The sequence below is a fragment of the Ferrimonas sediminicola genome, from assembly GCF_005116715.1.
GTDB lineage: Bacteria > Pseudomonadota > Gammaproteobacteria > Enterobacterales > Shewanellaceae > Ferrimonas > Ferrimonas sediminicola.
The window spans coordinates 47,097-71,632 of the sequence record NZ_SWCI01000001.1 but is presented as its reverse complement, the minus strand read 5'-3'; the positions used below and the strand labels follow the sequence as shown (position 1 = coordinate 71,632).

21 protein-coding genes are annotated in these 24,536 nt (G+C 61.6%); 11 read left to right on the top strand and 10 right to left on the bottom strand.

The window, feature by feature from the left end; translation table 11 throughout:
- Positions 1–264: 264 nt before the first annotated feature.
- The 8 genes from FCL40_RS00315 (at position 265) to prpF (ending at position 10,630) form a co-directional block, all read left to right on the top strand.
- Positions 265–1,782, top strand: a complete 1,518-nt coding sequence (locus FCL40_RS00315; protein WP_136850212.1) for a YifB family Mg chelatase-like AAA ATPase — start codon at positions 265–267, stop codon at positions 1,780–1,782.
- 79 nt (positions 1,783–1,861) lie between these two features.
- Positions 1,862–2,749 carry an acyltransferase gene (locus FCL40_RS00310; protein WP_136850210.1) on the top strand — a complete coding sequence of 296 codons (888 nt, stop codon included), beginning with the start codon at positions 1,862–1,864 and terminating at the stop codon, positions 2,747–2,749.
- A 3-nt stretch (positions 2,750–2,752) separates the two neighbouring features.
- On the top strand, positions 2,753–3,691 hold the full coding sequence (locus tag FCL40_RS00305; protein ID WP_136850208.1) for an acyltransferase: 939 nt from the start codon (positions 2,753–2,755) through the stop codon (positions 3,689–3,691).
- Between the two features lie 285 nt (positions 3,692–3,976).
- On the top strand, positions 3,977–4,651 hold the full coding sequence (locus tag FCL40_RS00300; protein WP_136850206.1) for a GntR family transcriptional regulator: 675 nt from the start codon (positions 3,977–3,979) through the stop codon (positions 4,649–4,651).
- Positions 4,648–5,532 carry a methylisocitrate lyase gene (gene prpB, locus FCL40_RS00295; protein WP_136850204.1) on the top strand — a complete coding sequence of 295 codons (885 nt, stop codon included), beginning with the start codon at positions 4,648–4,650 and terminating at the stop codon, positions 5,530–5,532. Before FCL40_RS00300 ends, prpB begins: the two co-directional genes overlap by 4 nt.
- 42 nt (positions 5,533–5,574) lie before the next feature.
- Positions 5,575–6,699: a bifunctional 2-methylcitrate synthase/citrate synthase gene (gene prpC, locus FCL40_RS00290; RefSeq protein ID WP_136850202.1), complete on the top strand. Its 1,125-nt coding sequence runs from the start codon at positions 5,575–5,577 to the stop codon at positions 6,697–6,699.
- Positions 6,700–6,766: 67 nt separating this feature from the next.
- A complete protein-coding gene (gene acnD / locus FCL40_RS00285) occupies positions 6,767–9,379 on the top strand; it encodes a Fe/S-dependent 2-methylisocitrate dehydratase AcnD (RefSeq protein ID WP_136850200.1) in 2,613 nt (870 codons plus the stop codon).
- 60 nt (positions 9,380–9,439) lie between these two features.
- Positions 9,440–10,630, top strand: coding sequence for a 2-methylaconitate cis-trans isomerase PrpF (gene prpF, locus FCL40_RS00280; protein ID WP_136850198.1), 1,191 nt, complete (start codon positions 9,440–9,442; stop codon positions 10,628–10,630).
- A 95-nt stretch (positions 10,631–10,725) separates the two neighbouring features.
- Here prpF and FCL40_RS00275 read toward each other — a convergent pair whose 3' ends face one another.
- From FCL40_RS00275 to FCL40_RS00245, 7 genes are all read right to left on the bottom strand, one after another.
- Positions 10,726–11,346 carry a cupin domain-containing protein gene (locus tag FCL40_RS00275; protein WP_136850196.1) on the bottom strand — a complete coding sequence of 207 codons (621 nt, stop codon included), beginning with the start codon at positions 11,344–11,346 and terminating at the stop codon, positions 10,726–10,728.
- 156 nt (positions 11,347–11,502) lie between these two features.
- Positions 11,503–12,564: a porin gene (locus FCL40_RS00270; RefSeq protein ID WP_205729072.1), complete on the bottom strand. Its 1,062-nt coding sequence runs from the start codon at positions 12,562–12,564 to the stop codon at positions 11,503–11,505.
- Positions 12,565–12,698: 134 nt separating this feature from the next.
- A complete protein-coding gene (locus tag FCL40_RS00265) occupies positions 12,699–13,661 on the bottom strand; it encodes a formate dehydrogenase subunit gamma (RefSeq protein ID WP_136850192.1) in 963 nt (320 codons plus the stop codon).
- A 59-nt stretch (positions 13,662–13,720) separates the two neighbouring features.
- Positions 13,721–14,314 (bottom strand): TorD/DmsD family molecular chaperone, encoded by a 594-nt coding sequence (locus FCL40_RS00260; protein ID WP_136850190.1) that lies wholly within the window; start codon positions 14,312–14,314, stop codon positions 13,721–13,723.
- Complete coding sequence (locus tag FCL40_RS00255; RefSeq protein WP_136850188.1) at positions 14,311–14,859, bottom strand: 4Fe-4S dicluster domain-containing protein; 549 nt, start codon at positions 14,857–14,859, stop codon at positions 14,311–14,313. The genes FCL40_RS00260 and FCL40_RS00255 overlap by 4 nt, the downstream gene beginning before the upstream one ends.
- A 10-nt stretch (positions 14,860–14,869) precedes the next feature.
- A complete protein-coding gene (locus FCL40_RS00250; protein ID WP_136851335.1) occupies positions 14,870–17,074 on the bottom strand; it encodes a molybdopterin-containing oxidoreductase family protein in 2,205 nt (734 codons plus the stop codon).
- A gap of 673 nt (positions 17,075–17,747) precedes the next feature.
- Positions 17,748–18,710 (bottom strand): LysR family transcriptional regulator, encoded by a 963-nt coding sequence (locus tag FCL40_RS00245; protein WP_136850186.1) that lies wholly within the window; start codon positions 18,708–18,710, stop codon positions 17,748–17,750.
- 470 nt (positions 18,711–19,180) lie between these two features.
- Between FCL40_RS00245 and FCL40_RS00240 the strand changes: the two genes are divergently transcribed.
- On the top strand, positions 19,181–20,158 hold the full coding sequence (locus FCL40_RS00240) for a LysR family transcriptional regulator (RefSeq protein WP_136850184.1): 978 nt from the start codon (positions 19,181–19,183) through the stop codon (positions 20,156–20,158).
- An 83-nt stretch (positions 20,159–20,241) separates the two neighbouring features.
- Entirely contained in the window at positions 20,242–20,928 is a 687-nt protein-coding gene (locus FCL40_RS00235; protein WP_136850182.1) for a pseudouridine synthase, read from the top strand.
- Between the two features lie 48 nt (positions 20,929–20,976).
- Here FCL40_RS00235 and FCL40_RS00230 read toward each other — a convergent pair whose 3' ends face one another.
- Positions 20,977–22,110, bottom strand: coding sequence for a glycerate kinase (locus FCL40_RS00230; protein ID WP_136851333.1), 1,134 nt, complete (start codon positions 22,108–22,110; stop codon positions 20,977–20,979).
- Positions 22,111–22,332: 222 nt separating this feature from the next.
- Between FCL40_RS00230 and FCL40_RS00225 the strand changes: the two genes are divergently transcribed.
- Positions 22,333–22,554, top strand: coding sequence for an MBL fold metallo-hydrolase (locus tag FCL40_RS00225; RefSeq protein ID WP_136850180.1), 222 nt, complete (start codon positions 22,333–22,335; stop codon positions 22,552–22,554).
- Positions 22,555–22,670: 116 nt separating this feature from the next.
- On the opposite strand, the gene FCL40_RS00220 is transcribed toward FCL40_RS00225, so the two are convergent.
- A complete protein-coding gene (locus FCL40_RS00220) occupies positions 22,671–23,525 on the bottom strand; it encodes an isopenicillin N synthase family dioxygenase (RefSeq protein ID WP_136850178.1) in 855 nt (284 codons plus the stop codon).
- A 161-nt stretch (positions 23,526–23,686) separates the two neighbouring features.
- Complete coding sequence (locus FCL40_RS00215) at positions 23,687–24,451, bottom strand: TetR/AcrR family transcriptional regulator (RefSeq protein WP_136850176.1); 765 nt, start codon at positions 24,449–24,451, stop codon at positions 23,687–23,689.
- Positions 24,452–24,536: the final 85 nt, after the last annotated feature.

The window sequence follows — 24,536 nt, the reverse complement described above, 5'->3', positions numbered from 1 at the left end:
ACCACGACTAGTACTAGGTTCAGGGCTACAGGCATCATCGGTTCGATTCCTACGTCTCTTTCTCTTTCTCGGGTGACCTCGCCAGCCTGTCTGGCGGCCAGGTCGAAATTTAAGCTTATTTAGAATTAGCACACCCAAATTAACGATGCAAAGAAAATTTTCCATTTGTGAGAAAATTAGAAATGTAACCAAATATGTCAAACGCAGTGTTCGCCGGGAAGGCGCTAGAATTGAGGTAACCAAGCGATTGCAGGGAGGCAATTTATGGCTCTGGCTCAAGTTCTCACCCGCGGCCAACTGGGGATGGACGCCCCAGAGATCCGGGTGGAGGTGCACCTGGGCGGTGGCCTGCCCAGCTTCACCCTTGTGGGCCTGCCGGAGGCCTCGGTCCGGGAATCCAGGGAGCGGGTTCGGGCGGCACTGAGCAGCGGCGGCTTCCAGTTCCCCGCCCGACGGATCACCGTCAACCTGGCTCCGGCAGAGCTGCCCAAACAGGGGGGGCGCTTCGATCTGGCCATCGCCCTGGGGATTCTGTGCGCCTCCGGACAACTTCCGCAAACATGCGCCGATAATCGGGAATTTTTCGGAGAACTGTCACTGTCTGGAGAGATCATGCCGTGCGCCGGACTGCTGCCCTCGGCCCTGGCCGCCAAGAGAGCGCGCCACCAGATGGTGGTGCCGGAGAGGGGCAGTGATGAGCTGCAGCTGGTGCCCGGCCTCGATGCCGTCACGGCCCCCACCCTGCCCCTGCTGATCGCCTCCCTGCTGGGACAACGGACGTTCACCAGGGTCACCCCCTCTTCCGTCCGACAGCCCGATGCAGATTCGGACCGGGACCTGGGTGAGGTGATTGGCCAGCAGCAGGGGAAGCTGGCGCTGATGATCGCCGCCGCCGGTGGCCACAACCTGCTGCTGATGGGGCCGCCAGGCACGGGAAAGACCATGCTAGCCAGCCGGCTGTGCGATCTGCTGCCACCACTGGAGGTGGACGCGGCCCTGGAGGTGGCGGCGATCCACTCGGTCGCCGGCCTGCCCAGGGCGCCGTCTCGACTGCTTCAGCGGCCGTTTCGCGCCCCCCATCACTCCAGCTCGGCGGCGTCTCTGGTGGGAGGCGGCAGCCAGCCCAAGCCGGGGGAGATCTCCCTGGCGCACCATGGGGTGCTGTTCCTGGACGAATTGCCCGAGTTTCCCCGTTCGGTGCTGGACAGCCTGAGGGAGCCTCTGGAGTCTGGCGAGGTGGTAATCTCCCGCGCCGCCGCCAAGCTGACCTATCCGGCTCGTTTCCAGCTGATCGCGGCGATGAACCCCAGCCCCTGTGGCGACACCGGTCCCCACAGCCGCTCCACCCCGGAGCAGATACGTCGCTACCTGGGTCGGCTCTCCGGCCCCTTCCTGGACAGGTTTGATCTGACGGTGGAGGTGGCTAGGCTGGCCCCGGGAGAACTGACCCGCCAGCCCCTCCAGGGAGTGACCACCGAACAGGCCAGGGCCCGGGTGATCGCCGCCAGGACGCGCGCCCTGTCCCGTCAGGGCACACTGAACGCCCGGTTGCCCGCCTCGGCACTGGCCGGCGAGGTCGGTATCGTGCCGGAGGCGGCCGCCTTCGCCGAACAGGGCCTCAACCGGCTGGGCCTGTCGATTCGCGCCTACCACCGCATCCTCCGGGTCAGCCGCACCCTGGCGGACCTGGAGGGCGGCGGCACCGTCACCCGCGCCCATGTAGCCCAAGCCTTCGGTTTCCGCGCCATGGACAAGCTGATGGCTCGGCTCAGACCGCTGTAGTGCGGTCAGCGGAACAGATCCGCCTTGAGACACTGGTCAGAGCTGTTTAACATATCCCCAAGTTTAGCCTGTGTTACGGATGGATCTGTTGAGCACTGTACGTGGCCTGTTGGCCTTTTTTGGGTATGTTCTGAACACCCTGTTCTGGTTTCCCGTCGTCTTCATCCTTGGGATTCTGAAGCTGCTGCCCATCGCGTCACTGAAGCGCGCCTGCAGTTGGGCCGCCGATCAGTGCGCCACTGCCTGGATCAGCATCAACAACCTGAATCAGGCGGTGCTCAGCGGCAGCCGCATGGTGGTGGACTCACTGCCGGAGCTCTCCCCGAGGCAATGGTATATGGTGATCTCCAACCATCAGTCCTGGGTGGATATCCTGGTTCTGCAGAGGCTGTTCAATCGCCGCATCCCCTTTATCAAGTTCTTCCTCAAATGGGAGCTGATCTTCGTACCTGTCATCGGACTGTGCTGGTGGGCACTGGATTTTCCCTTTATGCGCCGCTTCTCCGGCCAGTATCTGAAGAAGAACCCGCATATGAAGGGAAAAGACATTGAAACCACGAAGAAAGCCTGCGAAAAGTACAAGAACTCGCCGGTGGCCATCATGAACTTCGTCGAGGGAACCCGCTTTACAGAGACCAAGCGGCAGAGGCAGAATTCCCCCTTTCCCCAACTGCTCAGACCAAAGGCGGGCGGATTAGCCTTTACCCTAGACGCCATGGGACCCAGATTACAGCAGATGTTGGATGTCACCATCTACTACCCGGATGGCGCCCCCAGCTTCTGGGACTATCTCTGTGGCCGGGTGCCGGAGATCCGGGTCAGCGTGGATCAGCACTCCCTGGAGGAGCTCCACGACATCGGCTACGACTCCCCCGAACAGAGGGCCGAGTTCCAGCAATGGCTCAACGGCCTGTGGCATGAGAAGCAGCGGCAACTGGCCCGCTGCGGCAACGACGAACACCGATAGACTATGTTGAACTTTCTTCCCAGCCCCGTGCTGTTTTTGATCAACGCCACCCTGGCGGCGTTGAACATAGCGCTCTGGAGCAGCCTGATTCTGATGCTGGCGCTGCTGAGGCTGCTGCTGCCCATCAAGGCGGTGCGACTCAAGCTGTCGGCGATGGCCAACGGCTGCATGAGATGCTGGGTGGTACTCAACCACGCCATCTTCGGCCTGACCACCCGCACCCGCTGGAACATCACCGGCCTGGATGACCAGCTCTCGACCCAGGGCTGGTATCTGGTGCTCTCCAACCATATGAGCTGGGCCGATATCTTCGTGGTCTCCATCGTGCTGAGAGACAGGATCCCGATGCTCAAGTTCTTCCTCAAGCATCAGCTGATCTACGTCCCGCTGATGGGCATGGCCTGCTGGGCTCTGGATATGCCCTTCATGCGCCGCTACTCCAAGTCTCAGGTGGCCAAGAACCCCAAGCTGAAGGGCAAGGATATCGAGACCACCCGCAGGGCATGCGCCAAGTTTCGCGATATGCCCACCTCGGTGATCAACTTTATCGAAGGCTCCCGGCTGACCCCGGAGAAGCACAAACGGCAGCGCAGTCCCTACCGCTACCTGCTCAAGCCCAAGGCCGGCGGTATCGCCTTCGCTATGGCCACCCTGGGCGATCAGTTCCGCCATGTGGTGGATCTGACCATCGTCTACCCCGGTGCCCGGGACCAGATCATGGCCTCCCTGCTGGGGGGCGAGCTGGAGACCATCACCGTCGATGTCCGGGTGCTGCCCATCTCCCAGGTGCCCCAGGGCGACTACGATCAGGATAAGCAGTACCGGGTGGAGTTCCAGCGTTGGCTCAACGAGCTGTGGCAGGAGAAGGACGACAGGATCGAGCAAGTGCTTCAGCAACACGCCTCCGCTCGCGGCTTCTATCGGGCCCTGGCGCCCAAATAGCATCGAAGATGATCAGGAGGGGCTCCCCGGGGGAGCCCTTTGTGATTCCGTGCTATTGTCGACAACCGACCATGTTGTTGACAATAAGGCGGAGATAAACATTTCCCATGTTGATTCTCAATACGATCACCCACCAACAAAAATACCTATAAATCATACAGTTAAACAACAAAACCTCGCAGGGCGCCACTTAGATTACACTAACGTCTAAGTTAACACATTGTTGACAAAGCATCGATTAGCACGCAAGCTGTGACCCATGTCTCACTTGGTGCTTTTTTGATCATGAGCGAACCCCAACGTCCACTGACCCTGGCAGACCAGCTGGCTCACAAGCTGCAGCTGGCCATCGTCCAGGGAGAGATCAGCGCCGGAAGCAAGATCAACGAACAAGAGTTGGCCGCCCGTTATGGCGTCAGCCGTGGACCTCTTCGTGAAGCGCTGCAGAAACTGGAGCGCCGCCGACTGGTGGTCAAGGCCCCCCATGTTGGCGCCAGGGTGGCCCAACTGACCCCGGAGGAGCTGAGTGATCTCTACCAGGTACGGGCCGAGCTGGAAGCGATGGCCTGCCGACTGGCCGCCAGCCACATCAGCGCCAGCCAGCTGGCCCAGCTACAACTGCTGCTCAAACGCCAGGAAAAGGTGTTCACCGACCAAAACGGCGATTACGCCCTGTTTGACGACATCGACTTTCACCTGGGCATCATTCACGCCAGTGGCAATCAAACCCTGATCCACACCCTGACCGACGACCTCTACCACCTGCTGCAGATGTACCGAAACCGGTGCAGCAGCGGCCGTCGACCGATGGAGGCCCTGGCCCAACACCGAAGAATTCTGGACGCCATCGCCGACGGCGATGGCGAGCTAGCCGCCCTGCTGATGCGCCGCCACATCGAGTCCGGCCGCGCCAACACCGAGCGGGTTTTGAGAAACCAAATGGAGGAGATTTCAGGATGACCACCCCAACCCCAGGCCAGCGCTTCCGCGACGCCGTAGCCAACGCCAAACCCCTACAGATTGTCGGCACCATCAACGCTTACATGGCCCTGATGGCCGAGCAGAGCGGCCACCAGGCCCTCTACCTCTCCGGCGCCGGGGTGGCCAACGCCTCCTTCGGCCTGCCGGATCTGGGCATGACCTCCATGAACGATGTGGTCACCGACGCCAGCCGCATCACCGCCGCCACCGATCTGCCGCTGCTGGTGGACATCGACACCGGCTGGGGCGGCGCCTTCAACATCGCCCGCACCATCCGCGAGTTCGAGCGCGCCGGGGTGGCCGCGGTGCACATGGAGGACCAGGTGGCCCAGAAGCGCTGCGGCCACCGCCCCAACAAGGCGGTGGTGAGCATCGAGGAGATGTGCGACCGCATCAAGGCCGCCGTGGACGCCCGCCGCGATGACAACTTCGTCATCATGGCCCGCACCGACGCCGTAGCCGTCGAGGGGCTGGAGAGCGGCATCGAGCGCGCCCAGGCCTACCTGGACGCCGGGGCCGACATGATCTTCGCCGAGGCGCTGACCGAACTGGATCACTACCGTCAGTTCAGGGCCCAGGTGAGTGCGCCAATCCTGGCCAACATGACCGAGTTCGGCAAGACCGAACTGTTTGGCAAGGAGGAGCTGTTTGAGGCCGGTGCCGACATGGTGCTCTACCCCCTGTCCGCCTTCCGCGCCGCCAACGCCGCCGCCCTCAAGGTGTATGAAACCCTCAAGCTCGACGGCCACCAGCGCAGCCAGCTGGACAACATGCAAACCCGCACGGATCTGTACAAGTTCCTCGGCTATCACGACTACGAGCAGAAACTGGACCAGCTGTTCGCCGACAGCAAGGCGTAACCCGCAGCTGATAGAGCAACTTCAGGAGAGAAGGAAAAAATCATGGTAGATAAAGCACTTGGAGGCGCAGGCCTCCGCGGCCAGAGCGCCGGCGAAACCGCCCTGTGTACCGTTGGCAAGTCCGGCACCGGCCTCACCTACCGAGGCTATGACATCGCCGAGCTGGCAGACAAGGTCAGCTTCGAAGAGGTGGCCCATCTGCTGCTCAAGGGCCACCTGCCCAACGCCGAGGAGCTGGCCGCCTACCGCCAGAAGCTGAAGAACCTGCGCGGACTGCCCCAGGCGCTGAAGACGGTGCTGGAACAGATCCCCGCCAACGCCCATCCGATGGACGTGATGCGCACCGGCTGCTCCATGCTGGGCAACCTGGAGACCGAGGAGAGTTTCGACCAGCAGAGTGAGATGGCCGACCGCCTGCTGGCCGCCTTCCCCTCCATCATCTGCTACTGGTACCGCTACAGCCACGACGGCGTGCGCATCGTCACCGAGACCGAGGACGAGCAGATCGGCGCCCACTTCCTGAGGCTGCTCCACGGCAAGGCCCCCAGTGAACTGCACGCCAAGGTGATGGACGTCTCCCTGATTCTCTACGCCGAGCACGAGTTCAACGCCTCCACCTTCACCGCCCGGGTGTGTGCCTCCACCCTGTCCGACATGCACTCCTGCATCACCGGCGCCATTGGCTCCCTGCGCGGTCCGCTGCACGGCGGCGCCAACGAGGCGGCCATGGAGCTGATCCAGGAGATGAAGGATGAGCAGGATGCGGTGGACACCCTGAAGCGTAAGCTGACCCACAAAGAGAAGATCATGGGTTTCGGCCACGCCATCTACCGGGAATCCGACCCCCGCAACGCCATCATCAAGGGCTGGTCCGCCAAGCTGGCCGACGAGTTCGGCGACGATCGGCTCTACCGGGTGTCCGTGGCCTGCGAGGATCTGATGTGGCAGGAGAAGAAGCTGTTCTGCAACGCCGACTTCTTCCACGCCTCCGCCTACCACTTCATGGGGATCCCCACCAAGCTGTTCACCCCCATCTTCGTCTGCTCCCGCCTTACCGGCTGGGCCGCCCACGTGATGGAGCAGCGGGCCAACAACCGCATCATCCGCCCCAGTGCGGACTACGTCGGTGAGGAGCCCCGCAGCGTACCTGAGCTGAACCAGCGCTAAGCGGGCAAAAAGCCAGCCCAGTGGGCCGCCGCCCGGCGGCCCAAATTTCACTCATTGGGTAGAGACTATGAACACAGAATTCCGTAAACCCCTGCCCGGCACCGGCCTCGACTACTTCGACACCCGGGCCGCGGTGGAGGCCATCAGCCCCGGCAGCTACGCCACCCTGCCCTACACCTCCAGGATACTGGCGGAGCAACTGGTGCGCCGCTGCGATCCCGCCAGCCTCACCGACGCCCTGACCCAAATCATCCATCGCAAGCGCGACCTGGACTTCCCCTGGTATCCGGCCCGGGTGGTGTGCCACGACATCCTCGGCCAGACCGCCCTGGTGGATCTGGCGGGCCTGAGGGACGCCATCGCCGATCAGGGGGGCGACCCCGCCAAGGTCAACCCGGTGGTGCCCACCCAGCTGATCGTCGACCACTCCCTGGCGGTAGAGCATGCCGGTTTCGATCCGGACGCCTTCGAGAAGAACCGCGCCATCGAGGATCGCCGCAACGAGGACAGATTCCACTTCATCGAGTGGACCAAGACCGCCTTTAAGAACGTCGACGTCATCCCTGCCGGAAACGGCATCATGCACCAGATCAACCTGGAGAAGATGTCCCCGGTTATCCAGTGCCGCGACGGCGTCGCCTTCCCCGACACCTGTGTCGGCACCGACAGCCACACCCCTCATGTGGACGCCCTGGGGGTGATCGCCATCGGCGTCGGCGGACTGGAGGCGGAGAACGTGATGCTGGGCCGCGCCTCGATGATGCGCCTGCCCGAGATCGTCGGCGTGCGCCTGACCGGCAAGCGCCAACCTGGGATCACCGCCACCGACATCGTGCTGGCGATCACCGAGTTCCTGCGCAAGCAGCGGGTGGTGTCCGCCTACCTGGAGTTCTTCGGCGACGGCGCGGCGGATCTCACCATCGGCGACCGCGCCACCATCTCCAATATGACCCCGGAGTTCGGCGCCACCGCCGGCATGTTCTACATCGACCAGCAGACCCTGGACTACCTGACCCTCACCGGCCGGGATCCGGAGCAGGTGAAGCTGGTGGAGCAGTACGCCAAGACCACCGGCCTGTGGGCCGACGACCTGACCGGGGCGAAGTATGAGCGGGTGCTGGAGTTCAACCTCTCCAGCGTCTGCCGCAACATGGCCGGCCCCTCCAACCCCCACCGCCGCCTGCCCACGGCGGATCTGGCCGAACGCGGCATCGCCGGCAATCTGGCCGCCGCCCAGGCGGAGGAAGCCGAGGGCAAACTGCCCGATGGCGCGGTGATCATCGCCGCCATCACCAGCTGCACCAACACCTCCAACCCCAGGAACGTGGTGGCCGCCGGCCTGCTGGCCAAGAAAGCCAACGCACTGGGACTGGTGCGCAAACCCTGGGTGAAGTCCTCCTTCGCCCCCGGCTCCAAGGTGGCCCAACTCTACCTGGAGGAGGCGGGGCTGCTGCCGGAGCTGGAGAAGCTGGGTTTCGGCATTGTCGCCTTCGCCTGCACCACCTGTAACGGCATGAGCGGCGCCCTGGATCCCGCCATTCAGCAGGAGATCATCGATCGAGACCTGTACGCCACCGCGGTGCTCTCCGGCAACCGCAACTTCGATGGCCGCATCCACCCCTACGCCAAGCAGGCATTTTTGGCGTCACCACCGCTGGTGGTGGCCTACGCCATCGCCGGCACGGTGCGCTTCGATATCGAACAGGATGTACTGGGCCATGACTCCCAGGGCAAGCCGGTGACCCTCAAGGAGCTGTGGCCTTCGGACGAGGAGATCGACGCCATCGTCGGCCAGTATGTGAAGCCGGAGCAGTTCCGCAAGGTGTACGAGCCGATGTTCGATCTCAGCGTCGACTACGGCGAACAGAACAACCCCCTGTATGACTGGCGCCCCATGAGCACCTACATCCGCCGCCCCCCCTACTGGGAGGGCGCGCTGGCGGGTGAGCGCAGCCTCAAGGGGATGCGCCCCCTGGCGGTGCTGGGTGACAACATCACCACCGATCACCTCTCCCCCTCCAACGCCATCCTGGCCAGCTCTGCCGCCGGCGAGTACCTGGCGAAGATGGGCCTGCCGGAGGAGGACTTCAACTCCTACGCCACCCACCGCGGTGATCACCTCACCGCCCAGCGGGCCACCTTCGCCAATCCCAAGCTGCTCAACGAGATGGTTCGGGATGAGCAGGGTGAGATCCGCCAGGGCTCCCTGGCCCGCATCGAGCCGGAGGGTCAGGTCACCCGCATGTGGGAAGCGATCGAGGCCTACATGGATCGCAAGCAGCCGCTGATCATCGTCGCCGGGGCCGACTACGGCCAGGGCTCCAGCCGTGACTGGGCCGCCAAAGGGGTACGTCTGGCCGGGGTGGAGGCGATCGTCGCCGAGGGCTTCGAACGCATTCACCGCACCAACCTGGTGGGCATGGGCGTGCTGCCGCTGGAGTTCAAACCGGGCACCACCCGACTGACCCTGGGGCTGGATGGCAGCGAGGTCTACGACGTCGTCGGCGAGCGCACCCCCGGGGCCACCCTGGCGCTGCTGATCCACCGTGCCGACGGTGACACCCTGGAGGTGCCGGTCACCTGCCGTCTGGACACCGCCGAGGAGGTGTCCGTCTATGAGGCCGGCGGCGTGCTGCAGCGCTTCGCCAAGGATTTCCTGGCCTCGGAAGCGGCCAGCTGAGTCCGGCCTGAACAACCGCAGGAGGGCGGCCTGACCGCCCTCCCAAGTCAAGGAGAAACCATGGCGTTTCCACCGCAAATCAGAGTTCCCGCCACCTACATGCGCGGCGGCACCAGCAAGGGGGTGTTCTTCAGCCTCACCGACTTGCCGGAGGCTGCCCAGCAGCCGGGTCCGGCCCGGGATGCCCTGCTGCTGAGAGTGATCGGTAGCCCCGATCCCTACGGCAAGCACACCGACGGCATGGGCGGAGCCACTTCCAGCACCAGCAAGACGGTGATCCTGGCCAGGAGCACCCAGGCCAACCACGACGTGGACTACCTGTTTGGCCAGGTGGCCATCGACAAGCCCTTCATCGACTGGAGCGGCAACTGCGGCAACCTCACCGCCGCCGTGGGCGCCTTCGCCATCAGCAACGGCCTGGTGGACCCGACCCGGATTCCGGACAACGGCATCGCCACCGTGCGCATCTGGCAGGCCAACATCCGCAAGACCATCATCGCCAGGGTGCCGATCACCGCCGGCCAGGTGCAGGAGACCGGCGACTTCGAACTGGATGGGGTGACCTTCCCTGCCGCCGAGGTGGAGGTGAGCTTCCTGGATCCCGCCGACGGCGACGGGGCGATGTTCCCCACCGGCAACCTGGTGGACACCCTGGAGGTGCCCGAGTCCCTGGTCGCCGGGGGCAAACTTGAAGCGACGCTGATCAACGCCGGTATCCCCACCCTGTTCCTCAATGCCGAGGCCCTGGGCTACGACGGCACCGAACTGCAGGAGGCGATCAACGGCGATCCCGCCGCCCTGGAACGGTTCGAGGCGCTGCGGGCCATCGGCGCAATGAAGATGGGACTGATCAGGGAGGTGAGCGAGGCGGCGTCCCGCCAGCACACCCCCAAGATCGCCTTCGTCGCCCCGCCGAAGAGCTACACCGCCTCCAGCGGCAAGGGGATCGGCGCCGACAGCATCGACCTCAATGTGCGGGCGCTCTCCATGGGCAAGCTGCACCACGCCATGATGGGCACCGCGGCGGTGGCCATCGGCACCGCCGCCGCCATCCCCGGCACCCTGGTGAACCTGGCCGCCGGCGGCGGCGAGCGCAGCTTCGTCCGCTTCGGCCACCCCTCGGGCACCCTCAAGGTGGGCGCGAAGGCCAGCCGGCAGCAGGGCCAATGGCGGGTGGACTCGGCCATCATGAGCCGTAGCGCCCGGGTGTTGATGGAGGGCTGGGTGCGGGTCCCAGGCGACACCCTGTAAACCACTTCCTTCCCAATCTCTGCCCGGCCACCGCCGGGCTTTTTCTCTCCCCGGGCCGCGCCAGCGGCGCTTCGGAAACCGGTGGTTGTCTGTGGTTAAAAGTGGCCTGACTTCAGCCAAACCAAGCTGGGTTGCTTGGCGCGCAGCGGCGGGCATACCCCGGCGGGGAAGCGGCACCAGTGGCCGCCGGATAGTCGATGTCGCGGCCCCTCAAGGGCGCCATCCACCAGGAAAAACTCACAGGAGAAGGGCTGGGGCGGCAGATCCTCACCGGGCTGCAGCCGGAACCAGCACACCCGCTCCGCACCATGGCGGTGCAGTTCTCGGCTGGGAGACCCCAGCAGGCCGGGGATCACCAGCGACTGACCGTCATCCTCGGCAAACTGGCACAGCTTCACCAGCAGCACGCAACCGGGTTCACTGCCCGGGGCATGGCCGCTGCCCGGCGGATTGCGCAGGTAGCTGCCCGCCTCGAAGTGGCCACTCTCGTCGCTGAACACCCCCTCCAGCACCAGCAACTCCTCACCGGCGGGATGGCCGTGATTGGGAAAACGGCTGCCCGGCTCGTAGCGCACCAGGCTGGTCACATGCCCCAGCTCTTCGGCCACGCACTCCAGCCGTTTGCGCCAGACTCCGGGCGAGGGGGACGCCTGCCAGGGCAACGTCCGGGTATCGATCACCAATGGCTTGTCGAAGGCCATATTCAGCGGCAGCATCACTCTCTCCTTAGCAGCAGGCCGATCTTTTAAGTATCGCCGCGGTGACGGCCAGGATCAAAAAAGGGCGGCCCGAAGGTCGCCCTGAAGGGGGGATGGTGAAAAGTGAGAGGACCTGCCGGGAAAACTGGCCCTCACAGGGGTGAGCCGCTGGACTTAGAAGTTCCAGCCCATGTCGAAGTCGTAACGCATACCGACAGCGATGGAGCTGTCCTTGTCGGCGTTATCAAAGTCCTTGACCAGGTATTCGACGTGCAGACGCAGGTTGCTGGCGGCCTGCCACTCCAGGGTGGTGTTGTAGCCGTCGTAGTCGTTGCTGCTGATGCCCTTCACGCCATCATCAAAGATGAAGTAGCCCAGCTTCACCCTATAGTGATCGGCGAAGGGGTAGGCCAGGGCGGTGTCCAGGGTGCTGCCGCTGCGGTCGGCGGCGCCGTCCAGGTTGTAGTCCTTGTCCTGGTAGGCGGCGGCCAGGTAGAGGCCATTGTCGAAGCTGTAGGCCACCACCCCACCCAGGGTGTTGTCGTCGCCGATCACCTGGTTGCTGCCATCCAGGCGATCGGCGGCCACGTACCCCAGACCCAGGTGCAGGCCATCCAGGTCGTAACCCAGACCCACGTTCACCAGGTCGGCGTTGTCGTCACCCTTGTCGCCGCTGATCTGGGCGCCGGCCATCAGGGTGAAGCCCATCTTCTCCAGCTTGTAGGTCACGAAGTTGTCGACGAAGAAGGGGCTCTCTGCGTCATAGGCGAAGGGGCTGTTACCGTGGTTGAAGATATCCACGTACTCGGCCACCAGGGTGTACTGAGCAGGACGCTGCTTACCGATGCCCAGCTGACCGTAAGGGGTGGCCAGGGCCACGTAGGCCCGGCGGGCCTTGCCGAAGTCACCGTTGTGGGAGATATCCACGCTCCACTCACCCTGGGCGATGGCTACCCAGCCATTGCTCAGTTCGGTGGTGGCCTTGATGCCAACACGGGAGAGGGCGTCATGCACGTCCCACTTGGAGTCATCACCGGACTCCAGGTAGTTGAAAGTGGGGCGCAGGCTGCCATACAGGTTGAAGGTGGTGCCTTCGGCCACCTGGGGGCCCTGCTGCTCCAGCTGCTGGACACGCTCAGACAGAACGCGAACCTGCTCCTCCAGGGAGTCGGCAGCCAGGGCATTGAAAGAGAGGGCGGCAACGGCGCCGGCAATCAGAGTCATCTTGGTGTTCATTGTCATTATTCTCTATCCGTTAGGTACTACGGGACCGCACCTGCTCGCGGGGAGAGGTGGACGGCTCAAATTCAATGAATCGGCCCCGGGTGGGGCCGGGAGAGACCGGGGACGCTAGCGCCCCCGGTATCGTCTTAGGAGTTGCTGACCTGCTTGAACCACAGGTTGTGGTGTTGCTTGGCCCAGTTCTCGTCACACTTACCGGTGACCATGCACTCCATGCCGCCTTCGGACATCACGGTGGCCATGAAGATGTGGACCACGGCGAAGGCGCCGATGATGGCCGCGCTCACCAGGTGCAGCACCAGGCTCAGGTTGGACGCGTCTTTGGTCTCCACCAGGCTGGGGAACATCATCACCAGGCCGGAACCCACGATCAGGGCGCCGCAGATGGCGAAGGTCCAGAACCACAGCTTCTCACCGGCGTTGGCAAAGCCCGCGTCGGGGTGCTGACCCTTGAAGGGACCGAAGTTCAGGTAACCACCGGCCTTGGCGAACCAGGCGGCGTCACAGGCTTCAGGCAGCTGCTTAGGCAGCCACTTCAGCACCATCACCGCCCAACCGATGATGAAGGGCCAGGCCATCATATCGTGCAGGGACACGGAGGTGTTGATCACGCCGACCCAGTGGCTGACGCCCATGTTGGGCTCCAGCAGGAAGCGACCGGCACCCATGATCAGGCCGGTGATGATCAGCAGCAGACAGGCGATGCCGCCCAGCCAGTGAACGAAGATGTCCATGCCGCTCCAACGGTCAACCTTGTTGCCGGAGAAGCCGCCGTGCAGCTTGGACTTGCCGTTGATCATCACGAACAGCGCCAGCAGGGCGATCATGCCGAAGAAGGAGTAGGTCAGCAGATCGGCCCAGTAGGAAGCGGGGGACAGGGTCTGCAGGTAGCCTTCGTTGACGGCAGGGTTCACCACAGGCAGGTCCGGAGAGACCGGCATGCCACGCAGCTCAGGGATGTCACCGGCGATGGTGATCTCCTGGATGGGTTGCCACTGCTGGGGTTGCAGCTGGGCCTTTTCCGCGGCCACGGCCTGGCCGGCGAACGCCGCCACCAGCACCATCTGAAGTAAAGCAATAAAACGTTTCATCTCATATCCTTAGGAGCCAAACCGGCGCCTTACAGGCGGGGAGTCTCCTCCCCGGGAAATTAATGAGTTATTCGGGATGACAGGAACTGATGCAGCGCCACCGCGTACAGGCGCCAGAACTCCAGCTGGGCGTGCTCGCGCATGCCGTCGGTGAAGGCCTGGTACCAGGTGCCCAGGTGCTTGTCGAGGAACTCCCCGGCCAGCGCCTCGAGCTCGGCGACGGTGTCATCGTTGCCCTGTTTGCGGTGCTGATGGGCCAGGGCCTCCAGGCAGTAGAGGAACTCCAGCTCATTGCCGATAAAGTCCGCCGGCTCGCTCAACTTCTCGTCGATCACCAGGCCGATGTGCTGATAGAAATCAGCCACCGCCACGGTCTCTTCGGTGTTGATCTGCCGGCCGCTGGCGCGGTGGACGGACTCATAGGGCGGCACCAGCAGGCGAGTCGGCCCGATACACATGCGGTTGAAGTCACACTCCAACTCCATGGGCGCCTCCAGATGGCGGCGCGCCTCGGACAGCAACGCATCGTTGCCTTCACCGGCCTCGAGATGGGCGATCAGACGCTCGAGGGACTCCGGATTGGAGGGCTCAAACACCATGCCCTTGAAGGCGTGATACGCCGAAGCAATGGGACCAAACTCGCCGTTCATCATGCCCGCTCCTTAATAATCACCATGTTTGGCTTGGTTACGCAGTCGCCGTAGCCGATCCCCTGCTTGCTGGCAGAGGCCTTCTGGGCCAGTACCTGGTTGACGTTGTCAGCCTTCAGGCACTGTACCGGGCAACCGTCGACGCAGGCGGGGTTCTTGCCCTGGTCGATCAGCTCGATGCACATGTTGCACTTGGCCGCCTTGCCGTCGGTCTCCACCATGGCCACCGCGTCATAGGGGCAGGCGGAAACGCACAGGCCACAACCGGTGCACTTGTCGCGGTCCAGCACCACCAGGCCGTCGTGGCGCACGGTGTAGGCCTTGGCGGGGCAGACCATCAGGCAGGCGGGGTTACCGCAGTGCATGCAGGAGTGGCTCAGCCACACATCGACGATGCCGTCGCCCTTCTGCACTTCGTAGCGGTCCACTTTACGGAAACGCACGTTTTCAGGCAGTTCATTGTGGATCTGGCAGGCGATGGTACAGGCGCCGCAACCCACACAGTTCTCTTGTCTGAAGACAAATCCACGTTGATGTTTGTTTTCCATCGATTACTCCTTACGCCTTGCTCAGGCCTACACGGGTTGAGTGATAGGCAGAGCAACCGCCCATATCGGTCAACTTGTCGGTGGTCAGGTTGTTGGTGCAGCTGTCGAGGCCCTGAGGGTCCATGCGACGCCAGTTGTTCTTCGGCGCCATCACGGTGCCGGGGACAACCTGGCTGGTAACCATGGCCACGAAGTGCGCCTCACCTCGGTGGTTGTGCAGACGGATCCGGTCGTTGTTCTTGATGCCGTACTTCTCGGCATCAACCGGGTTGATCTTGGCGAAGTAAGCCGGGAAGTTGCGGATGTACTTCACGTTGTAGAAGGAGCTGTTGGCACGCTGCGGAATCGCAGGGGACAGCAGGCGGAACGGCAGATCCCGCTCTTCGGGGATCATCTCATCCTCGGGCAGACCCAGGTCGATCACCGGATCGAAGCCCGCCTTCTTCATGTAGTCGGAGTAGAGCTCGATCTTGCCGGATTCGGTGAAGTACTTGCCGTCGCCGAAAAAGGGCTTGGGCACGTTCACTTTGACGAACTTCTCTTTGGCGATCTTCTCGTAGGTGATCCCCTCGTAGGCGTAATCGTCGGTATCCAGGAAGTCACGCAGGATCCCCTCGTGATCCACTTGGAACTCGGGATCATCGAAGCCCATGTGGTGCGCCAGCTCCTTGAAGAAGGTCCAGTTGTCCTTGGATTCGCCCACAGGCTCGATCACCTTCTCACAGATCTGCTGGTAGTAGCAGTTGTAGTCGGGGCAGTAGTCATCGGACTCGAACTGAGTGGCCGCAGGCACGATGATGTCGGCCAACTCGGCGGTGTCGGTCATGATGAAGTCATGCACCACCAGAAACAGATCCTCACGCATGGCGCCACGGCGACAGGCGTTGGAGTCCGGGGCTACCGCCACGAAGTTGCCGTTGTAGTTGATCAGAGCATGGATCGGCTTGATCGGCTTGCCGTAAGCCGTGGGGTTGGTGGGGTGAATCGCCTTGGCGATCTCGGTCATGTTCACGTGCTGCACGGTGTCAGCATTGGTGCGCAGGTGAGATGCGGTTCCCTTGGCGTAGTTCATGCCATCATCGGCCTGAACATTATCGTAGATGAAGCCATTGCCCACCTGGCCGAAGTTACCGGCGATGGCGTGCAACATGGCGATGGCGCGGGACATGCGGGCGCCGTTGTAATTACGCTGCATGCCGTAGCCCAGGCGCAGGACGGACTTGTCGGACTGGCCATAGACGCGGGCAAACTCGAACATCTTCTCGCGAGGTACACCGGTCACCTGCTCGACTTCGTCGTAGCTGATCTCGGCCAGACGCTCAACCAACTCGTCGTAACCCAAGGTGTTTTGCTTGATGAAGTCGTGGTCAACCAGGTCCTTCTCCACCAGGTACTTCATGATACCGGCCGCCAGGTGGGTATCGGTGGAGGGGCGAGGCTGCAGCCAGATGTCCGCCTGGGAGGCGATGGGGGTGCGAACGGGGTTAACCACCAGCAGCTTGGCACCGTTGTCCCGGGCCCGGTTGATGTACTTGATACCGTGTACGTTGGTGGCGGTCTCGTTCTGACCCCAGGCCACATAACAGTCGGTCAGGGGAGTGTCTTCCGGGTCGGGACCACGCCAGGTACCGGTGACGGATTTCAGGCCCTCATAGGCGGCGAATACGCACACCAGGCGATCCAGTTGGGTCGCGCCCAGCTTGTGGAAGAAGCGACATGGACCGCCGTACTTGCCGATCATCCCCTCGTGACCCGAGTAGGAGTAGGGCAGCACCGCTTCGGGGCCGTGCTCGGCGATCACCTGCTTCAGACGGCTGGAGATCTCGGCATAGGCCTCGTCCCAGGTGATGCGCTTCCACTTGCCTTCGCCCTTCTTGCCGACCCGCTTCATCGGGTGCAGGATACGGTCTGCGGCATAGGTGTACTGTACGTAGGTATGGCCCTTGACGCAGGGAGAGGTACCGGTCTTCTCCTGCTCTTCCGCACCGCTCACGTAGGTCATGCGACCGTTCTGGACGCGGAACTTGAGCAGACAGCGGTCTGCACAGTTACGGGCACAGGTGTGATACTTCACTTCACCGTTACGCTTGTCCAACAGGCTGTTGTGGGATCCAGGCTGTTTGGCACTGGCCACGCCGGGCGCCAGTCCGGACAAGGAGGTAAAAACCGATGTAGCACCGACTCCTTTCAGGAACTTACGTCTATCGAGTTTCATCATCTTACTACCAACCTTTTTAACTTTTTATGCAAGGTCAAATTATCGTGCTCTCGTTATTTAACACCTGACATTCAACTGATTAAAAAGAGGGCCCGGGGCAAAACCACATTGCTTTAGGACAACTGAGGGTCATGCTTTAGCAGGGAATGAGAGAGATGAGCCTCACCACCAGGCCTAATTTGCACCAACTTTTTTAATTTCAGCTAAATATCGGTTCACAACAGGCAAACGATTTAAATGTTGTACTGGACAATCAAGTTAAATCCCTTTCCAGGTCCGGTAATATCACGGTTTTTTTTCCGTCACCTTCGCCGGACCCATTTCCCTTACCAGTACGCCAGAACCCCTCCTGATGAACACTGCCCCTGCAACCGAGGGTGCAACCTCCATCCAGAGGCCCTGGAACCGCTCCCTGATCGCTATCCTGTCAGCGATGTCGGGAGCCTGGTGTCTCGCCACCGTCGCGGCCAGCCACCGGGTTTCCTGTCGGCCAGCGGACCTGAGACCAGGCCTGCCAACCGACTGAATCCGTGTTTTGCCATCGCCATCCAAGCGAGATTTAATCGGGCTCGAATCTCGCCAATCTCCGGCTTCGGGGCACAGCGGTCCCCTATGGCTTCCCGCCAGGGAAGCCATGAGATCTTTACGTCAATAATTTAAGGCGGGCGATTTACCGCTCTGCCGCCAGGCGCCACTCCCTTTCCAACCCGTAAATCAGTTTAGATTTAACCCAGTTGAAAGAGGCGGAGTTATTAATATCACCGTAGAGAATATAGTTGCCGACGTCCCGCTCGGTGCAGCGTCGTTCCCGCACCAGCCGAGCCAGTTCATCCGGCAGTTTTACATAATCCACCTGAGGCACCATCTCCACAAAATTACGAGTAAACTGGTTGCAACTCAGGGTAATGCTATTGGACTCGGCCAGCAGTCTCATGGCGGTGGCGACACTGTCTGTATACCCGGCCACCTCCATCTCCTGGCCCACCTCACGGCACAGATTCACCAGCAGAGGACAGGTCAGGTCATTGTAGTTATCCAGCTCCAACAGTGGATAACGGGAAATATCCGCCAGGTTGGGTTTTTTCGCCAGAATCGGGTGGCGATGATTGGCGAGAATATAGATGTCTCCAGTCTCGGCAAACATATCCCAATTCAGGTTCTTACCTTCAAAACCCTCATATACCACCATAAAGTCGATATCACCGTTAGCCACCTCTGCGGTGCAGTCGTGACTCAGGGTACGAATTTCAAACTTCAGGTTTGGCGCCTCCGGCAGAATGCAGTCGTTGACCACTTTCTGCACCGCATAGACAAACTCGTCGTAGGCCAGGATGGTAAACTGGCCGCCGGATTCCTCGGGGGTAAATACCGAGTAGTGCTGCTCAATCTGCTGGTACTGATCGACCAGTTTCTTCGCCAGGGGGATCAGCTGATTGGTCTTCTCCGTGGGGATCAAGCCACAGGAGCGGCGCACAAACAGTGAGTCCTTGAAGATGTCCCTGAGTCCCTTCAGGGTCCGACTCACCGCCGACGCCGTCATTCCCAACTCGTTGGCAGCCTGGTGACCCTGACCGTGCTTGTACACCGCCAGCAGGACCTTGAGTTGGTTGTAATTCAGTTGATCCAGTTTCATAACACTCAGTTTCGCGAAAAGTGGGTGTGCGGTGATGGTCCCCCTTTCGGTGCTGGCTGACTATTACACAGATCACATTACACGGGGGTCAAATTTGAAGAACTTGAGTTCTCACCTAACTTTCAAAATTCGATATTTCCTAATTTGTACATCGGCAATCCAGATGTGATGAAGCTCACTCGAATTCGGCCTCATTCTGCACCCAAGGTATTGACGAGCACTAAATGGCGGCTTTAGTCTTGGTTAATTCGGCGGCAGGAGAGCTAAAGCAAATACTCAAAACCTATACATTTGAGCAACACACCCTCCTGCGAGACAATCCTGTTTTCGTAAAAATTCATTTTTGCGGATATGCAAATTCGGCCCAGGTTAACAATTTTTGAAATGCGGCTTTTCAGCCTGTGATCTTGTGCAAAGTGGTCCAGCCACGGCCCGAGCACAATCTTAGGAAACAACCTTGGGAGAGTCCCGTGGATATTGAACGCCTAGACTACCGTTCTCTGATCGTCTTCGAGTCCGTCGCCCGCCACCTCAACGCCGGCCTGGCCGCCAATGAGCTGGGCATGAGCAGTTCCACCGTCAGCCGGCACATGGGCAACCTGAGAGAGGTGTTCGAAGATGTGCTGTTCATCCGGCGCAGCCAGGGGTTTATCCCCACGGACAAAGCGATGGAGATGCTGCCCACGGTGCAGCGGCTGATCCAGAGCTATGGTGAGCTAAGGAAGGCCCATACCCGGTTCGACCCCCGCACCGCCAAGGAACACTTCACCATCTACGCCTACAACGAGTTCACCTATGTCACCAACAAGACGGTGCACGAGGTGATTCTGCCCCAGGCACCGCAGCTCAGCTTCGAGGTGCGCACCCTCTCCTCCGACTGCAGCCGGGCCATCGAAAATGGCGACATCGATTTTGCCGTGGTCTATGAAAACTTCGGCGGCAGCAAGCTGGTGGCGGATCTGATCTCCCCCACCGAGGAGATGTACCTGGTGGCCCGGGAGGGACATCCGGTGTTTCACGATGAGATCACCCTAGAGGGGCTGTGCCGCTTCCCCTATTTCGAGCTAGACAACTACGACGACATCCCCTGCCCACTGCTGGCCCAGGTGGCCTCGAAGCAGGGGTTGTCGGTCAAGGTAGCGGGCTACACCGACAACCTGGCAGCCCTCAGCCGTCACCTGCTGGACAGCAGCGCCATCGCCATGAGCTGCAATGCCTTTACCCGAGACTACCTGAAACTGGTCAAGCGGATGCGTACCTGCCGGCTGCCCGATGAGATCACCCAGCTGCTGATCGGCCAGATCGATGTCGGCCGCACCGTAGGCAACTACCTGGTCTACTCCAGCATCAACCAGTCCGCCTGCCACGACTGGGTCAAGCAGCAGCTGTTGAACTCCCTGAGAACTCAGTGGTACGAAGCGTTGGAGAAGGGGCCAAAACCGCTGTAGCCGGACACGGATATCCAACGGACGCTGGCCTTGGCCCAGCACAAAGGGGGATAATGGGAGACCGCTTCTACCCTGGATTCCCCATGAGACTGGACAAATACCTCTGTAGCGCCACCGAGCTGAGCCGCTCCCTGGCCAAGAAACTGCTGCATCGCGGTGACGTGACCTGTGACGGCGAAGTGATCAAGGATCCGGGCTTCAAGGTGGCCGACCACCACCTTGTCTGCATCGATGGCGAGCCGGTGCGCCCCATCGGCCCGCGCTACCTGATGCTGCATAAACCGGCCGATTGCGTCAGCTCCCACGTGGACGACGGCCACCGATCGGTGCTCACCTTTATCGACCAGCCCAGACGCGAGGAGCTGGTGATCGTCGGTCGTCTGGACGCCGATACCACCGGCCTGCTGCTGCTGACCAGCGACGGCCAGTGGTCCCACCGCATCACCTCCCCCAACAGCCGCTGCCCCAAGCGCTACCGGGTCACCCTGACCGATCCCCTGGCGCCGGAACAACTCGCCGCGCTGAAAAACGGGGTGATGCTCCATGGCGAGTCTGAGCCAGTGGCCGCAGAGGTGGAACAAATCGGCAGTCACACCCTGTGGCTGACCATCGCAGAGGGGAAATACCATCAGGTGAAACGGATGTGCGCCGCCGTGGGCAACAAGGTAGTGGGCCTGCACCGCCACAGCATCGGCCGCCTCGCCCTGGATCCTCAGCTGGCCCCGGGGGAGTGGCGAGCGCTGACTGAGGAGGAGATCGCCCTGTTCTAGGTCGGCTCCCGTCATTGCTGAGAGGGCGCCCCAAGGGGCGCCCTCTGCCTATCTCGCCATTTGCCACAGCGCCGCCAGGTTGCGGGCGGTCAGGATCAGGTTGTGCGCCCCATCGGCCAGGGCCTGATCCAGGCTGGTAACGCCAGGCACGACGCTGAACAGGGCATCGATCCCCTCCCGGTGCACCAGCTCGCTGCCCGGGCCCAGGGAACCGGCCAGGGCCACCACAGGCACCCCAAGCTCCCTGGCCAGGCGAGCCACCCCGACCGGGGTCTTGCCGTGGACCGACTGGCCGTCGATGCACCCCTCGCCGGTGATCACCAGATCGGCGCCCTGCAGCGCTCGCTCCAGCCCCACCGCCTCCATCACGATCTCGATGCCAGGCCGCAGCCGGGCCTGGAGCAAGCCGGCCAACGCGGCGCCCAGCCCGCCGGCGGCGCCGGCCCCGGGGATCTCGGCCACGGCCACCCCCAGCTGCCGCCGAATCACCTTGGCGTAATGGCCCAGGTTGGCATCCAGCTGAGCCACCATCGCCTCATCAGCCCCCTTCTGCGGCCCAAACACCGCAGAGGCCCCCTTGGGGCCGCAGAGGGGGTTGTCGACGTCGCAGGCCACTTCCAGGGACAGCTTGCTGAGGCGGGGGTCCAGCCCGGAGAGATCCAGGTTGACCAGTCGGTCCAGGGCACCGCCGCCCGCCGGCAGCTCCTCCCCCTGCTCATCCAGCAATCGGGCTCCCAGGGCCTGCATCATGCCGGCACCGCCGTCGTTGGTGGCGCTGCCACCGATGCCGATGATGATCCTCTCCACCCCCCGGTCCAACGCCGCCAGGATCAGTTCACCGGTACCGAAGGTGGAGGTCAGCAGCGGGTTGCGCCGCGCCCTGGGCACCAGATGCAGTCCCGATGCCTGGGCCATCTCCACCACGGCGGTACGGCCATCGCCCACCAGGCCAAACCCCGCCCGCACCCGGTTTCCCAGGGGGGCGGTGACCTCCACCTCTACCAGATCGCCGGCGGTGGCCGCCACTAGGGCCTGGACCGTGCCCTCGCCACCATCGGCCATGGGCAGTTTCAGCACTTCGGCATCGGCGTCAATCTGGCGCCAGCCCGCCTCGATGGCGCTGGCCACCTCCATGGCGGAGAGGCTCTCCTTGAAGGAGTCGGGGGCGATCACTATCTTCATCACTCTATTCTCAGGCATCGGCAAAGTGGTCAGCATAGATCGGAGTGCACGCTCCCGGCCAGTACCGCTTTACCCGAGAGAGGAGCAACATCCATGTCGCACATCAGTGAATCGACCTGCACAACCTAGGCGGTCATCGGCCAATGGCTGCCGTAGGCAGCTACACCCAAGCAACCGATCCCATCGCGCAGCGGAGAGATCCGCGACGACAAGATCATCAAGGTGTTGAAGTGGCAGGCGATCAACCTGGACGGCCTGACCTTGATGGCGGCCGGTGCCTACAACGACCTGTGGAGCAAAGTGCACATGCAGCCGGAGGTGAACCTACAGGCACAGCTGGATATCAGGAGCAAGGCGGTGGTGCCGATCCGCAACGGCACCATCGATCCGGCCCTGGCCGGCTGGTATGAACCCCTGGAACGGATCCATCGGCTGGCCCGCTGACACGACCGCCGGCGCCCCTTGGGGCCGCGGATCTGTGTCCCGGCCCCCACAAGGTGACATAAAAAAGCCGCTGACCCGGGTCAGCGGCTTAATACCATCATCATGAATTTTGGCTGTTAGATGACGCCAAGTTCGCGCAATCGCTCCATCAGGTAACTGTGGGCGGTGTGACGCTCAGACAGCACCACCTCGGAGCGAGGGTGGATAAACAGCGGCAGAGACACCCGGGAACGATTGAGGTCCACCCCCCCGGGGTTGATCACCCTGTGGGTGGTGGAGGGGAAGTATCCCTGGGAGGCCTCCTGCAACATGTCACCGATGTTGACGATCAGGTTGCCGAAATCACAGGGAACGTCCAGCCACTGGCCATCTTTGCCCTTCACCTGGAGCCCAGGCTCATTGGCCGCAGGCAGGATGGTGATCAGGTTGATGTCCTCGTGGGCGGCAGCGCGGATGGCGCCGGGCTCCTCCTCTCCGGTCATGGGCGGATAGTGCAACACCCGCAGCAGAGACTGCTCACTGCCCTCGATCATATTGGGCAGGGGCTCGCGGTAGTGCTCGGCCACCTCTTCCGGCGTGTATCGCTCAATCCACTCAAGCAGGGTAGTGGCAAACGCCAGGGCGGTGTCATAGTACTCCTGCAGCTCTCCCTTCAACTGTCCGGGACACTGACCCCAAGGGTAGTAGTGGTAGTACTCCTTGATGTCCCGTTTGTCTGACCCCTTGGCGCTCTCCGCCACCTCGGCGGCAAAGTAGCCATCCTGAGCTTCCGAATTGAAGGCAAACTGGTGCTTCTCCTCGGTGCCGAAAAAAGTCAGCCAGTTGTCGTAGATGCCTTGGACCCTCTGCTGGGACAGCGGATGGTTCTTCAGCACCCCAAACCCGGTGTTTCGTAACGACTCCACAAAACGCTCGGCGGCGTCCTCGCTGCGAAAGTCCACGGCTTCCAGGCGTGTTACCTGTGTATCCATATTGACCCCTTTGCCCTGCTTGGCAGGTGCGTTTCTTATCATCTTCCGTTGATGCGCCTTGGCGCGGCGCCATTGTAGCCTCGGGAAGAAATGTGATCCAGCGCAAATGCCGGTTCGGAGCGCGAGCCGGCAGAAGGGTGGGTCAGGTAAAGAGAAGGGGGTTATGGAAGCTGGCGAACGTCGTTATAGCCATGGAACTTCAGGCAGCGCTCACAGTTCTTATTTGGCTTGTAATGTTTATCAAAAAACAGCTCCATCTTATTCGCCAATTTTTCAAACTTGCTTTCTGTCGCCACCTCATTCCACTTATATCGATTCATCAGGTCTGCGAGGTGGCGATAATAGGTTGGGTTCTTCTCAGTTAAATATTTGCTTTCCATCAGTTGACTTTCATAGGAGGAAAGACTGCCTGCCATAAAGAAATAGATCGCCTGAGTGAGTTCCATCACCTGGGCCTCGCTGGCCTGCAGGGCACCGCTGTGCTGTGCCTGTTCGATGTGCAGATGCACCCGGCTCCAGAACAGATTTACCCTTTCCCGCAGCAGGGCAACCTTTTCGTCGCTGGCCATCTGCCAGAACATGGAGTTGATGGACACCACCCGCAAGATGTTGAAGGTTTGGCTGCGAGACACCGAGACCAGCGAGAACACCGCCGGCACCGCCGCCCTCTCCAGCGCCGTCAGTTCAGGGTGTTGCTCCAGGAACAGCGGCATGTAGTTGGAGGTGCAGTTGCGCAGAAACAGGCACACCAGCACATCCTCCTTGGACTGGAAGAACTTGTACAGTGTGTGGTTGGAGCAGGAGGCCTCCTTGGCCATCTGGGCAAAGCGGAAAGAGACCACACCATGCTCGTCTACCAGGCTTTCGGCCACAGTCAACAGCTCGTTACAGCGCATGATATCCAGATTGGTTTTGGGGCAGTGCATGGTCACCTCATCACTGATTAATTTCAGGCGCCGTTACTTTGTCACAATGCACAAGCTATTTTCGCTACCCAGACCACAATTTTTA